The 13,408-nt window shown below is 69.5% G+C and carries 12 protein-coding genes; 3 read left to right on the top strand and 9 right to left on the bottom strand.

Annotated elements, in window-relative coordinates:
* Positions 1-48: 48 nt before the first annotated feature.
* Positions 49-1,875 (top strand): AMP-binding protein, encoded by a 1,827-nt coding sequence (locus tag BKA02_RS13870; RefSeq protein ID WP_179434944.1) that lies wholly within the window; start codon positions 49-51, stop codon positions 1,873-1,875.
* 72 nt (positions 1,876-1,947) lie between these two features.
* Here BKA02_RS13870 and BKA02_RS13875 read toward each other — a convergent pair whose 3' ends face one another.
* Genes BKA02_RS13875 through BKA02_RS13885 form a run of 3 tightly spaced genes read right to left on the bottom strand, consistent with a single transcriptional unit; the run spans position 1,948 to position 7,543 of the window.
* The gene (locus BKA02_RS13875) at positions 1,948-2,439 is read right to left on the bottom strand and encodes a peptide deformylase (protein ID WP_179434946.1); all 492 of its coding nucleotides are present in this window, start codon (positions 2,437-2,439) and stop codon (positions 1,948-1,950) included.
* Positions 2,439-4,085 carry a MinD/ParA family ATP-binding protein gene (locus BKA02_RS13880; protein WP_179434948.1) on the bottom strand — a complete coding sequence of 549 codons (1,647 nt, stop codon included), beginning with the start codon at positions 4,083-4,085 and terminating at the stop codon, positions 2,439-2,441. Before BKA02_RS13880 ends, BKA02_RS13875 begins: the two co-directional genes overlap by 1 nt.
* A 50-nt stretch (positions 4,086-4,135) precedes the next feature.
* Entirely contained in the window at positions 4,136-7,543 is a 3,408-nt protein-coding gene (locus tag BKA02_RS13885) for a pyruvate carboxylase (protein ID WP_179434950.1), read from the bottom strand.
* A 90-nt stretch (positions 7,544-7,633) separates the two neighbouring features.
* Between BKA02_RS13885 and BKA02_RS13890 the strand changes: the two genes are divergently transcribed.
* Complete coding sequence (locus BKA02_RS13890; RefSeq protein ID WP_179434952.1) at positions 7,634-8,443, top strand: AAA family ATPase; 810 nt, start codon at positions 7,634-7,636, stop codon at positions 8,441-8,443.
* 72 nt (positions 8,444-8,515) lie between these two features.
* On the opposite strand, the gene BKA02_RS13895 is transcribed toward BKA02_RS13890, so the two are convergent.
* From BKA02_RS13895 to BKA02_RS13905, 3 genes are all read right to left on the bottom strand, one after another.
* Positions 8,516-9,058, bottom strand: coding sequence for a MerR family transcriptional regulator (locus tag BKA02_RS13895; RefSeq protein WP_179434954.1), 543 nt, complete (start codon positions 9,056-9,058; stop codon positions 8,516-8,518).
* Positions 9,059-9,159: 101 nt separating this feature from the next.
* The gene (ftsR, locus tag BKA02_RS13900) at positions 9,160-9,846 is read right to left on the bottom strand and encodes a transcriptional regulator FtsR (protein ID WP_179434956.1); all 687 of its coding nucleotides are present in this window, start codon (positions 9,844-9,846) and stop codon (positions 9,160-9,162) included.
* The gene (locus tag BKA02_RS13905) at positions 9,846-10,280 is read right to left on the bottom strand and encodes an FHA domain-containing protein (protein WP_179435526.1); all 435 of its coding nucleotides are present in this window, start codon (positions 10,278-10,280) and stop codon (positions 9,846-9,848) included. Before BKA02_RS13905 ends, ftsR begins: the two co-directional genes overlap by 1 nt.
* Before the next feature lie 128 nt (positions 10,281-10,408).
* Between BKA02_RS13905 and lpdA the strand changes: the two genes are divergently transcribed.
* On the top strand, positions 10,409-11,806 hold the full coding sequence (lpdA, locus tag BKA02_RS13910; RefSeq protein ID WP_179434958.1) for a dihydrolipoyl dehydrogenase: 1,398 nt from the start codon (positions 10,409-10,411) through the stop codon (positions 11,804-11,806).
* A gap of 56 nt (positions 11,807-11,862) precedes the next feature.
* Here the strand turns inward: lpdA and BKA02_RS13915 are convergent, their stop codons facing one another.
* From BKA02_RS13915 to BKA02_RS13925, 3 genes are read right to left on the bottom strand one after another with little or no spacing between them, the layout of a single operon-like run.
* A complete protein-coding gene (locus BKA02_RS13915; protein WP_179434960.1) occupies positions 11,863-12,480 on the bottom strand; it encodes a CYTH domain-containing protein in 618 nt (205 codons plus the stop codon).
* The gene (locus BKA02_RS13920; protein ID WP_179434962.1) at positions 12,477-12,707 is read right to left on the bottom strand and encodes a response regulator; all 231 of its coding nucleotides are present in this window, start codon (positions 12,705-12,707) and stop codon (positions 12,477-12,479) included. The genes BKA02_RS13915 and BKA02_RS13920 overlap by 4 nt, the downstream gene beginning before the upstream one ends.
* Positions 12,708-12,759: 52 nt before the next feature.
* The gene (locus BKA02_RS13925) at positions 12,760-13,239 is read right to left on the bottom strand and encodes a prepilin peptidase (protein ID WP_179434964.1); all 480 of its coding nucleotides are present in this window, start codon (positions 13,237-13,239) and stop codon (positions 12,760-12,762) included.
* Between the last annotated feature and the right edge of the window lie 169 nt (positions 13,240-13,408).

The following is a 13,408-nucleotide window of genomic DNA, read 5'->3' on the forward strand; positions in this document are numbered from 1 at the left end:
ATAGACTCCCTGGAAAGACCGTACCCGTCCGGTGCCGAAGGAGTTGCCGTGGTCCAGTTCGAAGTCCCTGCCGTCATTCCCGCAGACCCGCAGGCGAACATCACCGATCTGCTGGCGGATCGCGTCGACAAGACGCCGAACCTGGCGCTCTTCTCCATCCCCTCCGGCGACGGCTGGAGCGATGTCACCGCCGCCGACTTCCAGTCCGCGGTGATCGCGCTCGCCAAGGGCTTCGTCGCCGCCGGCATCGAGCCCGGCGACAAGGTCGGCTTCCTCGCCCGCACCACCTACGAATGGTCGCTCGTCGATTTCGCGCTGTTCTACGCCGGCGCAGTCATGGTGCCCATCTACGAGACGAGCTCCCCCTCGCAGATCCAGTGGATCCTCGAGGACTCCGGCGCCATCGCCGTGATGGTCGAATCGGCCGAGCACTTCGCGCGGCTCGACGAGGTGCGCGGCGAACTCCCGCTCATCCGCGAGACCTGGCAGCTGCACCTCGGGGCGATCGACGACCTCACGGCTCAGGGCGCCGACATCGAGGACGCCGAGATCCAGCGCCGCCGCGGCCTCGCGAACGGCGACGACATCGCCACGCTCATCTACACCTCCGGCTCCACCGGCCGGCCGAAGGGCTGCGTGCTCACGCACAGCAACTTCGTGGAGCTCTCGCGCAACTCGGCGAAGGCGCTCGACGCAGTCGTGACCACACCAGGCGCGTCCACACTGCTGTTCATCACCACGGCGCACGTGTTCGCACGGTTCATCTCGATCCTCAACATCCACGCGGGCGTGCGCACGGGCCACCAGCCCGACACCAAGCAATTGCTCCCCGCGCTCGGATCGTTCAAGCCGACCTTCCTCCTCGCCGTCCCGCGCGTCTTCGAGAAGGTCTACAACTCCGCCGAGCAGAAGGCCGAGGCGGGCGGCAAGGGCAAGATCTTCCGTGCTGCGGCCGCCGCCGCGGTCGAGCACTCGACCCTGCTCGAAGAGGGAAAGAAGATCCCGTTCGGTCTCAAGCTGCGCTTCGCCCTGTTCGACAAGCTCGTCTACGGCAAGCTGCGCGAGGCCATGGGCGGCAACGTCGTCTACGCCATCTCGGGTTCGGCTCCGCTCGGCCCGCGCCTCGGACACTTCTTCCACAGCCTCGGCGTCGTGATCCTCGAAGGCTACGGCCTCACCGAGACGACCGCCCCCGCCACCGTGAACCTCGCCGACAAGGCCAAGATCGGCACGGTCGGTCCTGCGCTGCCCGGCGTCGGCGTGCGCCTGGGCGAGGCGGACGAGATCGAGGTGCGCGGTATCAACGTCTTCAAGGAGTATTGGAACAACCCCGAAGCGACGGCCGAGGCGTTCCACGACGGCTGGTTCCGCACCGGCGACATCGGCTCGTTCGACGACGAGGGTTTCCTCACGATCACCGGCCGCAAGAAGGAGATCATCGTGACCGCCGGTGGCAAGAACGTCGCCCCGGCCGCCCTGGAAGACCCGATCCGCGCGAACCCGATCGTCGGACAGGTGGTCGTCGTCGGCGATCAGCGTCCGTTCATCGGGGCGCTCGTCACTCTCGACAGCGAGATGCTGCCCACCTGGCTCGCCAACAACGGCCTGCCCGCCGACATGCCGCTGGCCGAGGCGGCGACCAACGACGCGGTGCGGGCCGAAGTGCAGCGCGCGGTCGACACCGCCAACGGGCGGGTATCGCGGGCAGAGTCGATCCGCAAGTTCACGATCCTGCCGTCGGAGTGGACCGAGGCGAGCGGGCACCTCACCCCGAAGCTCTCGATCAAGCGCAACGTGATCATGGCGGACTTCGCCGACGACGTCGCCCGGATCTACGACGAACCGACCGCGACGACGACGGTGCCGCTGGGCTGAGCTCGCCCGTGACGGCCCGCTCTGGGCGCTGAGCCCTCGCTCTGTCTGAGCCCTCGACGCCGGGCCGGGGGCTCAGAACCAGGCGCTCTCGCGGATCTCGCGCATCGCGACCTTGCGTGCGTCGGCGTCCAACCGTGAGATGTAGACGCGGCCGTCGAGGTGGTCGGTCTCGTGCTGCAGCGCCTGGGACATGAGGCCGTCCCCTTCGAGCACGACCGGCTCGCCGTCGAGGTCGATGCCCTCCACCCGCGCCCAGGGATGGCGCAGCGCCTCGTGCCACAGCCCGGGCACCGACAGGCATCCCTCGCCGGTGGGCACGGGCTCGCCCCGCACCTCCACGAGCACGGGGTTGAGCACGTAACCGATGCGGTCGTCGATGTTGTAGCTGAAGGCGCGCACGGCGACGCCGATCTGCGGAGCGGCCACTCCCGCGCGGCCGGGAAGCTTGACGGTATCGATCAGGTCGGCGACCAGAGCGCGCACGCCGTCGTCGATGGTGCCGACCGGCGTGCAGACCGTGCGCAGCACGGGGTCTCCGAAGAGGCGGATCTCGCGGACGGCCATCAGCGGATCTGCACTCGGAGGTTCTCGACCACGAGCGCGGCGAGCTCGCGGGCGGCCTGACGGGTCTCGCTCTGCAGGCCGTTGTAGTCCACGACGCTGCCGGCCGCGATGTGCGGGTCGTACGGCATCCGCACGACGTGACGCACCCGCGTCGCGAAGTGCGCTTCGAGCTCGTCCAGCCTCACCAGCGGCGCACCGGGGGTCGACTGGTTGAGCACGACGACCGCCTCGCGGGCGTTCTCGGCGTGACCGTTGGTCTCCAGCCAGGTGAGCGTCTCGGATGCGAGCCTCGCCTCATCGACGCTCAGGCCCGCGACGACGACGATCGCATCGGCGCGATCGAGCGTGGCGCCCATGACATCGTGCACGATGCCCGTTCCCGTATCGGTGAGCACCAGCGAATAAAAGTGCGCGGCGAGCTCGGCCACCTGGTCGTAGTCGACGTCGCTGAACGCCTCCGAGACGCGCGGATCGGTATCCGAGGCCAGTACATCAAGCCGGGTGGCGTCGCGCGAGACGACCGCGGAGATGTCGTGATAGCCGCGCACCTCGTCACGGATGCGCACCAGGTCGCGCACGGTCTTGCCGTTGTGCCGGGCGATGCGATCGGCGAGGGTGCCGCGGTCGGGGTTGGCATCGACCGCGATCACACGATCGTCGCGGGCGTCGGCGAGCGCCATGCCGAGCAGGGTCGTGATCGTCGTCTTGCCGACGCCGCCCTTGCGCGAGAGCACCGGAACGAAGCGGGCGCCTCCGTTGAGCGGTGCAGAGATCCGCGCCGACAGCGCCTTGCGGGCGCGCACCGCACGGCTATCGCCGAGGTTGATGCGGCGGCCCGACAGGCGGTACACGAAGTGGCTCCATGCGCCTTCCGGCTCGGGCTTGGCGATCTGGTGCGGATCGAGCAGGCGGTCCGCGGTCAGCAGGTCGGCGCTCTCCCTGCGCTCCCCCACCTCGCCGAGGCGCTTGGCCGCCGTGGCGGCCTCATGGCGCGAGCGCGGCGGTCTCGTCACCGGCGCGATGTCGTCGGCCACCTCATCCTCCGTCCGGACATCTTCGACGCCCGGAACGTGCCTCACGTCTTCATCGACCACGATGTCGTCCGCAGCACCCGCTTCCGAACCGGCATGGTCCGTCTCCGCGTCATCCGCCGCAGCCGCGTCCGTGGAGACCTCCTGGACCTCGACCTCGTCAGCCTCGAACTCTTCAGCCTCGAACTCTTCGGCAGCGATCTCCTCGGGCTCGGCATCATCCGCATCCCGCTCGTCGACGATGGCGGCCTCCATCGGTTCCTCGGTCGACTGGTCGGCCACACGCTCCGCCTCGACGACGGGCGCCGCCTCATCGGAGGGGACCTCGATGATGATGTCGGCGACGTCGGCGCCCTGACGGATGCGGCCGATGGGATCGGGATCGCGCACGAGTCCCGCCGGATCGCCCTCCATGATCAGCTCGGCATACGGGTCGTCGTCGACCACGCCGTCGTCGTCGAGGTCATCGTCGCTCGGCGGAAGGTCCACGCGCACCTGGGCAGTGGATCCGCCGAGGACGCTGATCGAGGTCGTGTCGACAGCACCGGCGTCATCGAGCACGCCGAGGTCGTCATCCTCGTCGTGCACACCGGGCCTTCTGCGATCTGACGTCATGAACTGGTCCTACTCCCCCACCTTGCGCGGCCGTTGCCACCCGCACAAGGTTAGTGCGATGGGCGGATCACGACCAAAAGGTCGCCGGCCTCCACCTGCTGGGTCGCACCGATCGCCAGCCGCTCGACGACGCCGTCGACGGGCGCCGTGATCGCGGCCTCCATCTTCATCGCCTCGATCGACGCGACGGGCTCGCCGGCGCGCACGGCGGCACCGACCTCGGCCTTCAGCGTCACCACGCCGGAGAAGGGCGCGGCGACCTGACCTGGTGTCGAGGTGTCGGCCTTCTCGGCCTCGACCGCGTCGACGGCGACCGAGTGATCGCGCACGAACACGGGCCGCAACTGGCCGTTCAGCGTGGTCATGACGGTGCGCATGCCCTTGTCATCGGCCTCGCCGATCGCCTCGAGCCCGACATACAGCTGCACGCCGCGGTCGATCTCCACGAGATGCTCCTGCCCCGGCACCAGCCCGTACAGGTAGTCGGCGGTATCCAGCACGGAGAGGTCCCCGAACAGATCGCGCATCTGCGTGAACTCGCGCATCGGCGCGGGGAACAGCAGACTGTTCAACGCTGCGCGCCGCGTGTCGCCGCCGGCCGCGAGCGCGGCCTCGTCGTCGGCGGAGATCTCGGTGATCCCCGTGCGCACCTCGCGCCCGGCGAGCACTTTGGAGCGGAACGGCTCGGGCCATCCACCGGGCAGGTCGCCCAGCTCGCCGGCCATGAAGCCGACGACCGAGTCGGGCACGTCGTACTTCTCGGGGTTCGCCTCGAAGTCCGCCGGGTCGGCGCGCACGGCGGCGAGATGCAGGGCGAGGTCGCCGACGACCTTCGACGACGGGGTCACCTTGGGCACGCGGCCGAGGATGCGGTCCGCCGCCGCATACATGTCCTCGATCAGTTCGAAGTCGGAGGCGAGGCCCAGCGCCTTGGCCTGCTGGCGCAGGTTCGACAGCTGCCCCCCGGGGATCTCGTGGCGGTACACGCGGCCGGTGGGGCCGGGCAGGCCCGACTCGAACGGCTCGTACTGGTGCCGCACTGCTTCCCAGTACGGTTCGAGATCCGACACTGCGGCGAGCGAGAGGCCCGTGTCGCGCTCGGTGTGCGACAGAGCGGCCACGAGGGCCGACAGCGAAGGCTGGCTCGTGGTGCCCGACAGCGGTGCCGAGGCGGCGTCGACCGCGTCCACTCCGGCGGCGCTCGCTGCCAGGAGGGTCGCGAGCTGGCCGCCCGGGGTGTCGTGAGTATGCAGGTGCACCGGCAGGTCGAACCGTTCGCGCAGCGCCGTGACCAGCCGGGCCGCCGCCGCGGGGCGGACCAGTCCCGCCATGTCCTTGATCGCGAGGATGTGCGCGCCCGACTCCACGATCTGCTCCGCGAGACGCAGGTAGTAGTCGAGCGTGTACAGGGTCTCGTCCGGATCGAGCAGATCGCCTGTGTAGCAGAGGGCGACCTCGGCGACGGCCGTGCCGCTCTGGCGCACGGCGTCGATCGCCGGGCGCATCTGAGACACGTCGTTGAGCGCGTCGAAGATGCGGAAGACGTCGATGCCGCTGGATGCCGCCTCCTCGACGAATGCCTCGGTCACCGCTGTGGGGTACGGCGTGTAGCCGACGGTGTTGCGCCCGCGCAGCAGCATCTGGATCGCCACGTTCGGCAGGCTCTCGCGCAGCTTGTCCAGCCGCTCCCATGGGTCCTCGCCGAGGAAGCGGAGGGCCACGTCGTAGGTCGCCCCACCCCACGCCTCGACCGAGAGCAGTTCGGGGGTGAGCCGGGCGACGTAGGGCGCCGCGGCCACCAGGTCCTTGGTGCGCACCCGGGTGGCCAGCAGCGACTGGTGCGCGTCGCGGAAGGTCGTGTCGGTCACGGCGAGCGCCTTCTGCGCGCGCAGGTCCTTCGCGAAGCCCTCCGGGCCGAGCTCGAGCAGCCGCTGGCGAGATCCGGCGACCGGCTCGGTCGACAGGTCCAGCTCCGGAAGCTTCGTACGCGCCTCGGCGTAACCGGGATGCGCGCCGTGCGGCTTGTTGACGGTGACGTCGACGAGCCAGTTGAGGATCTTCGTTCCGCGATCCTTCGACTCCCGGCCGCGCAGCAGGTCGGGGCGCTCGTCGATGAAGGAGGTGCTGATATCGCCCGCGACGAACGACGGATCCTCCAGCAGCGCCTGCAGGAACGGAATGTTGGTGGAGACGCCGCGGATGCGGAACTCCGCCAGCGCGCGCCGCGCCCGCGACACCGCGGCCGGGAAGTCGCGCCCGCGGCACGTGAGCTTGGAGAGCATCGAGTCGAAGTGCGGGCTGATCTGCGCGCCCTGGTGCACGGTACCGCCGTCGAGGCGGATTCCTGCGCCGCCCGGCGAGCGATACGTGGTGATCTTGCCCGTGTCGGGGCGGAAGCCCTGCGTCGGGTCCTCCGTGGTGATGCGGCATTGCAGCGCCGCGCCGCGCTGACGGAGCTCGGACTGCTGCAGGCCGAGCTCCGTCAGCGTCGCACCGGCCGCGATGCGGATCTGCGTCTGCACGAGATCGACGTCGGTGATCTCCTCGGTGACGGTGTGCTCCACCTGGATGCGCGGGTTCATCTCGATGAACACGACCTCGCCGGTGCGGGGCCCCGCCGTCTCGAGCAGGAACTCCACCGTTCCCGCGTTCTCGTACCCGATGGAGCGGGCGAAGGCCACGCCATGCGCGTGCAGCGCGCGACGCACCTCCTCGTCGAGGTTCGGGGCCGGCGCGATCTCCACGACTTTCTGATGACGCCGCTGCACCGAGCAGTCACGCTCGAACAGGTGCACGGTCTCGCCGGTCTTGTCGGCGAGGATCTGCACCTCGATGTGACGCGGCCGCAGCACGGCCTGCTCCAGGAACATCCGCGGGTCGCCGAAGGCGCTCTGCGCCTCGCGCATCGCCTCGGCCAGCGCAGGAGCGAGCTCTTCCCTCGACTCGACCCGGCGCATCCCCCTGCCGCCGCCACCGGCGACGGCCTTGGCGAACAGCGGGAAGCCGATCTCGTCGGACTGCGCGACGAGCGCATCCACGTCGTCGGAGGCCTCGGTGGAGCGCAGCACCGGGACGCCTGCGGCGATGGCGTGGCGCTTGGCCTCGACCTTGTTGCCCGCCATCTCCAGCACCGAGGCGGGCGGACCGACGAACACGATCCCCGCCGCGGCGGCCTTGCCCGCCAGCTCCGGGTTCTCGGAGAGGAAGCCGTAGCCGGGGTAGATCGCATCCGCCCCGCTCTCCACCGCGACGCGGATGATCTCGTCCACATCGAGGTAGGCGCGCACGGGGTGACCGCGCTCGCCGATCTCGTACGCCTCGTCGGCCTTGAGCCGATGCACGGAACCGCGGTCTTCATAGGGGAAGACAGCGACCGTGCGCGCCCCCACCTCGAACGCCGCACGGAAGGCACGGATCGCGATCTCACCGCGATTGGCCACAAGGATCTTCTGGAACATGCACACCTCGAGGGGCTCAATGCACGTGATTCCACGTGCATGGGCGGGGCTGAGTGTTTCCCCAGCCTAGGGGAAGGTAACGTTGTCTCCGTGCACGTACTCAGCGTCAGCTCTCTCAAGGGAGGCGTCGGCAAGACGACGGTGACCCTCGGCCTCGCCTCTGCGGCGTTCGCCCGAGGCATCCGTACCCTCGTCGTCGACCTCGACCCGCAGTCCGATGTATCCACGGGCATGGACCTCCAGATCGCCGGACGACTCAACATCGCCGACGTCCTGGCCAACCCCAAGGAGAAGACCGTCCGTCAGGCGATCACCTCCAGCGGGTGGACCAAGGTGCACCCCGGAACCATCGACGTGCTCATCGGCAGCCCGTCCGCCATCAACTTCGACGGCCCCCACCCCAGCGTCCGCGATGTGTGGAAGCTCGAGGAGGCGCTCGCCGCCGTCGAGGCCGACTACGACCTGGTGCTCATCGACTGCGCGCCGTCGCTGAACGCGCTCACCCGTACCGCGTGGGCCGCCAGCGACCGCGTCATGGTGGTCACCGAGCCCGGCCTGTTCTCCGTCGCCGCGGCCGACCGCGCCCTGCGCGCCATCGAAGAGATCCGCCGAGGGCTCTCCCCCCGGCTGCAGCCGCTGGGCATCGTCGTCAACCGCGTGCGCCCGCAGTCCATCGAGCACCAGTTCCGCATCAAGGAGCTGCGCGACATGTTCGGTCCGCTCGTGCTCACCCCGCAGCTTCCCGAGCGCACCTCGCTGCAGCAGGCGCAGGGCGCGGCCAAGCCGCTGCATGTGTGGCCCGGCGAATCGGCGCAGGAGCTCGCCGGCGACTTCGATCTGCTGCTGGACCGCATCATCCGCACGGGCCGCGTTCCCGTGCCGGAGGACGCCCGCAGCTGACCCCGATACGCTCGCGCCGAGCGTCGTAGGGCGCGGAAGCGCCAGAGCACAGGGTGGTTCGTGCGCCGCGGCTCAGGCCGAGCGGCGCGCGCGGCGCGAGGCCAGTTCGTCGACCGCGTCGGGGACGGCAGGATCGAACTCGACCAGCGTCGACTCGACCTCGCGAAGCACCTTGCCCACGGCGATCCCGAACACGCCCTGCCCGCGGCTGACCAGGTCGATGACCTCGTCGTTCGATGTGCACAGGTACACCGAGGCGCCGTCGCTCATCAGCGTCGTGCCGGAGAGATTGCGGATGCCGGCGGCGCGCAGCTGCTCAACCGCGGTACGGATCTGCTGCAGCGAGATGCCGGTGTCGAGCAGGCTCTTCACGAGCCGCAGCACGAGGATGTCGCGGAAGCCGTACAGGCGCTGCGAGCCGGAGCCGCTGGCCCCGCGCACAGTCGGGACGACGAGTTCGGTGCGGGCCCAGTAGTCCAGCTGCCGGTAGGAGATTCCCGCTGCCCGGGCCGCCACCGCGCCGCGGTAGCCGACCTCGTCATCCATGGCGGGCAGGCCGTCGGTGAAGAGGAGATCATCTCCGAATGACGGATCGTCACGGCGCTCGACGCTCATGCCATTCCCCTCCTCAGGACTCGATACCCCCACGCTAGAGCAGCCCCCCGGCCGCGGCAACGACATCCGCCGCGCGGCGCGGGTGTGTCGCAATCAGTTCGTTACGACAGCAGGTGCGCCAGCGCGTCCTTGACGAGGATCGTGCGCACCTCGTCGAGCCGCGCCGCCAGCTCCGGGGCGATCTCGCCCGCCTTGCCCCGCGAGGACGAATCGGTGCGCCGCAGCAAGGTCGACAACGCCGACTGCACGAGAGCGACGTCGCGCTCGGCGCTCTGCCGCAGCGGGCGCAGGTGCCGCGGCTCGATCCCATACCGGTCCAGGGCGACCAGGGCACGCAGCAGGGCCACCGTGCTCTCGGGATGGGTGTCGCTCGGGGCGATCATCCCTCCCGACACGGCGTCGTTGAGCAGCTGGGTCGACGCTCCCGCCGCCGCGAGCAGTTCGTCGCGCCGATAGCGACGGGCGCGGGTCACGATCGACGCCGGCAACTCGGCGTCGGCCGACGATCCGGCGGCATCGAGGGCCGCGAGGTGTTCGCGGATCACGTCGAGCGGAAGATAGCGATCGCGCTGCAGCGTGAGCGCGAGACGCAGCCGTTCCAGGTCGCCCGCGGAGAACTTGCGGTAGCCGGACTCGGTGCGCGCGGGGGTGACGATGCCCTCGCCCTCCAGGTAGCGGAGCTTGCTGGCCGTGAGCTTGGGGAACTCCGGCGTCAGCCGTGCCAGTACCTGACCGATACTCAGCAGACCCGTGGGCGCCGAGCGCTCACGGGATGCATGCGACGCCATCAGTGCTTCGCCGCCGCGACGTCAACGGGAGAAGCGAAGAAGTTGAGGCGGAACTTGCCGATGCGCAGTTCGTCACCATTGCCCAGGGCCCCGCGATCCACGCGCTCCCCGTTGACGTAGGTGCCGTTGAGCGAGCGCTGATCGACGATCTCGAACGCGGTGCCGGTGCGGATGATCTCGGCATGGCGGCGCGAGACGGTGACGTCGTCGAAGAAGATGTCGGCCTCGGGATGACGGCCGGTCGTCGTCACCTCGGTGTCGAGCAGGTAACGAGCCCCCGCAAGCGCCCCGGAGCGGACGAGCAGCAGAGCCGAGCCCGACGGCAGCGCCGCGATCGCGGCCTGCTCGACCTCGCTCAGCTCGACGCCGAAGGGTACGAAAGACAGATCGGAGTCGTGCCCGAACGTCTGCGTGGTGTCGTGCGGCGCATCCATGTTCCTGCGGATGGCGGATGCGTCGTCCTGGCTGTCGTTGTCTGACACGATTGACCCTCCTTCCGTTCCAGACTAACGGATCGGGAGGCGCCGTCGGGAGGCGTTTCTGCGCGCGATAGGCTGGTGTCATGCCACACTTCGATGTCGTCATCCTCGGCGCGGGCCCTGGCGGCTATGTCGCCGCTGTCCGCAGCGCTCAGCTGGGCCTTTCCACCGCCATCATCGAGGAGAAGTACTGGGGAGGCGTGTGCCTGAACGTCGGGTGCATCCCCTCCAAAGCGCTCCTGAAGAACGCCGAGCTCGCGCACACGCTGAACCACAAGGCCGACTTCTTCGGCATCTCGGGCGAGTTCTCGCTCGACTTCGGCAAGGCCTTCGACCGTTCGCGCGAGGTCGCCGACGGCCGGGTCAAGGGCATCCACTTCCTGATGAAGAAGAACAAGGTCACCGAGTTCGACGGCCGCGGCACCTTCACCGGTCCGAAGGCGATCTCGGTGGCCAAGGCCGACGGCCAGGTCGAAGAGGTCACGTTCGACAACGTCATCATCGCCACGGGATCGACCGTGCGCCTGCTGCCCGGCGTCGAGCTCAGCGAGAACGTCGTCACCTTCGAGGAGCAGATCCTCTCCCGCGAGCTGCCCGAGTCGATCGTCATCGTCGGGGCCGGTGCCATCGGCATGGAGTTCGCCTACGTGCTGACGAACTACGGCGTGAAGGTCACGATCATCGAGTTCCTCGACCGCGCGCTCCCCAACGAGGACGCCGACGTGTCGAAGGAGATCACGAAGCAGTACAAGAACTACGGCGTCGACATCCTCACCTCCACCAAGGTCGAGAAGGTCACCGACAACGGCTCTTCCGTCACCGTCACCTACACCGGCAAGGACGGCCAGCAGGCCTCCATCGAGGCCGGGAAGGTGCTCATGTCGGTCGGCTTCGCGCCGAACGTCGAGGGCTACGGTCTGGACAAGACCGGCGTGAAGCTCACCGAGCGCGGTGCGATCGACATCGACGACCACATGCGCACGAACGTCGAGGGCGTCTACGCCATCGGCGATGTGACCGCCAAGCTGCAGCTGGCCCACGTGGCCGAGGCGCAGGCCGTCGTCGCCGCAGAGACCATCGGCGGCGCCGAGACGCAGACGCTGGGCGATTACCGGATGATGCCGCGCGCCACCTTCTGCTCGCCGCAGGTGGCCTCGTTCGGCCTCACCGAGCAGCAGGCCAAGGAGACCGGCCGCGAGATCACCGTGGCGACCTTCCCGTTCATGGCCAACGGCAAGGCCCACGGCCTGGGCGAGCCGGTCGGCTTCGTCAAGCTCATCGCCGACTCCGAGCATCTCGAGCTCCTCGGCGGCCACATGATCGGTCCGGACGTCTCCGAGCTTCTGCCCGAGCTGACCCTCGCACAGAAGTGGGACCTCACCGCGCACGAGCTGGCCCGCAACGTGCACACGCACCCGACGCTGTCGGAGGCGCTGCAGGAGGCCTTCCACGGTCTCGTGGGGCACATGATCAACTTCTGACGTCGCACGGCGACGGAAGCAGCAGCATCCTGGCGGAGGCGGAACGCAGCCCTCGGTCAGTCACGCCCCAAGGCCCGTGCGAGCTTGGAGCCGGAGGACGACTCGCGCCCGCCGGCGGCGGCGACCGCGCGTGCGACGGCGTCGAAGAACGCCGTGCGCTGCGCCTCGTCGGCGGGTGCCGCGGGGCCGAGCTCCATCTCCCACTCGCGCCATTCCCGGTGGGTCCCGGCCCGCAGGTCGGTGGCCCGCACGCGGTCGTCGACGAACTCCGCCACGACGCCCCCGGGGCCGGTGAGCAGGTAGGCCGTACGGCTGTTGCGGATGCGGGCGAGCGGCTCGAGCGGCGCCGTCGTCCACTGCGAGACGACCTCGGCCACGGGCTGCGGCAGAGCGTCGCCCTCGCCGAGCGGCCAGCCGAACTCCACCCGGGCGTCGCCCTCGCGCGGCCCCTTGATGTGCCAGCCCTCGTCGGGGCCGCCGGTGCGGCGGCGCAGCGCCACCCCGGCGCGGGCGAGAGCGGCATCTGCCGTGTCGAAGTACCGGGCGTCGAGCTCGCGGAGCTCGCCGTCACTCACCGCATCGATCGAGGGGATGCCCATCCACTCCGGCAACGGCGTGTCCGCGTCGGCGTCGTACTTGCGCTCGACCTCGACGGTGCGGCTGGGCGTCGTCATCGACGCGCGTCGTCGCCGTCGTCCGGAGCGATGTCGTCTTCCGATTCGACGAAGGCGAAGAGGATCTCGGTGGGGCCGTCGTCATCGCCCGTGCGGGTCGGCCCGCCATTGCGGCGGTAGACGATCTGGGTCTCGCTGTAGGGGACGATCAGCGAGTCCTGGTCGGCGTCGTCGAGAGGGAGGATCTGCCCGTCCAGCGGGCCGCCGTGAAGTCGTGCGAGTGCCATGAGCACACCATATCCCCCTCCTCGGCGGCATGCCCTCCTGCGCGGTGGCGGTTTATCCCAGCCCGATGCCGAGGACGGCGCCCAGGATCATCCACGGCCCGAAGGCGATCATCGTCGCGCCGTCGGCGCGGCGTGCGAGCAGGAGCGCGAGCGCGCTCAGCGCGCCGAGCGCGAAGGCGGCCGCCGCCCCTATGACGAGCGCCGACCACCCGTGCCAGGCGAGCACCAGGCCGATCACGGCGGCGAGCTTGACGTCGCCGCCGCCCATTCCTCCCCTGCTGACCCCGCGCAGCAGCGCGTAGAACGCGCAGAGCCCGATCATTCCCGCCAGGCCCCTGCCCATCGCCGCCGTCTCGCCCGTGCACACCGCGTCTCCGAGGACGAGGAGCAGCGTCGCGCCGAGGGCCGGGAGCACGATCCGATCGGGCAGTCGGTGCTCGGCGATGTCGACGGCGATGAGCCGCGCTCCGACGACGAGCAGTGCGCCGTGCGCGAGCGCCACGGCGAGCGCGTGCGGGTCGTAGGACGGCATCCGTCGATGCTAGGCAGATCGGCGGGGTCGGCAGGGCACCCTGTGGAGAAGCCGCACGGTGCCCTCTCCTGCACAGTGTCCACCTTCCGAAAGTGCCCACCTTCCGAAAGTGCCCCCCGAGTTCCGAACAGTGCCCCCGAAGCGATGTCCGATGTACGAGATAGAGTCA

The organism is Microbacterium pseudoresistens (assembly GCF_013409745.1).
GTDB classification, from domain to species: domain Bacteria; phylum Actinomycetota; class Actinomycetes; order Actinomycetales; family Microbacteriaceae; genus Microbacterium; species Microbacterium pseudoresistens.

Bases quoted from the DNA above. Each gene is read 5' to 3' on its own strand.
- BKA02_RS13915 (WP_179434960.1), bottom strand. From the start codon at position 12,480: ATGACGACGCCCAGCCGCACCGTCGAGGTCGAGCGCAAGTACGACGCC.
- BKA02_RS13925 (WP_179434964.1), bottom strand. From the start codon at position 13,239: ATGCCGTCCTACGACCCGCACGCGCTCGCCGTGGCGCTCGCGCACGGC.
- BKA02_RS13885 (WP_179434950.1), bottom strand. From the start codon at position 7,543: ATGTTCCAGAAGATCCTTGTGGCCAATCGCGGTGAGATCGCGATCCGT.
- ftsR (WP_179434956.1), bottom strand. From the start codon at position 9,846: ATGGCGTCGCATGCATCCCGTGAGCGCTCGGCGCCCACGGGTCTGCTG.
- BKA02_RS13895 (WP_179434954.1), bottom strand. From the start codon at position 9,058: ATGAGCGTCGAGCGCCGTGACGATCCGTCATTCGGAGATGATCTCCTC.
- BKA02_RS13920 (WP_179434962.1), bottom strand. From the start codon at position 12,707: ATGGCACTCGCACGACTTCACGGCGGCCCGCTGGACGGGCAGATCCTC.
- BKA02_RS13905 (WP_179435526.1), bottom strand. From the start codon at position 10,280: ATGGATGCGCCGCACGACACCACGCAGACGTTCGGGCACGACTCCGAT.
- BKA02_RS13875 (WP_179434946.1), bottom strand. From the start codon at position 2,439: ATGGCCGTCCGCGAGATCCGCCTCTTCGGAGACCCCGTGCTGCGCACG.
- lpdA (WP_179434958.1), top strand. From the start codon at position 10,409: ATGCCACACTTCGATGTCGTCATCCTCGGCGCGGGCCCTGGCGGCTAT.
- BKA02_RS13880 (WP_179434948.1), bottom strand. From the start codon at position 4,085: ATGACGTCAGATCGCAGAAGGCCCGGTGTGCACGACGAGGATGACGAC.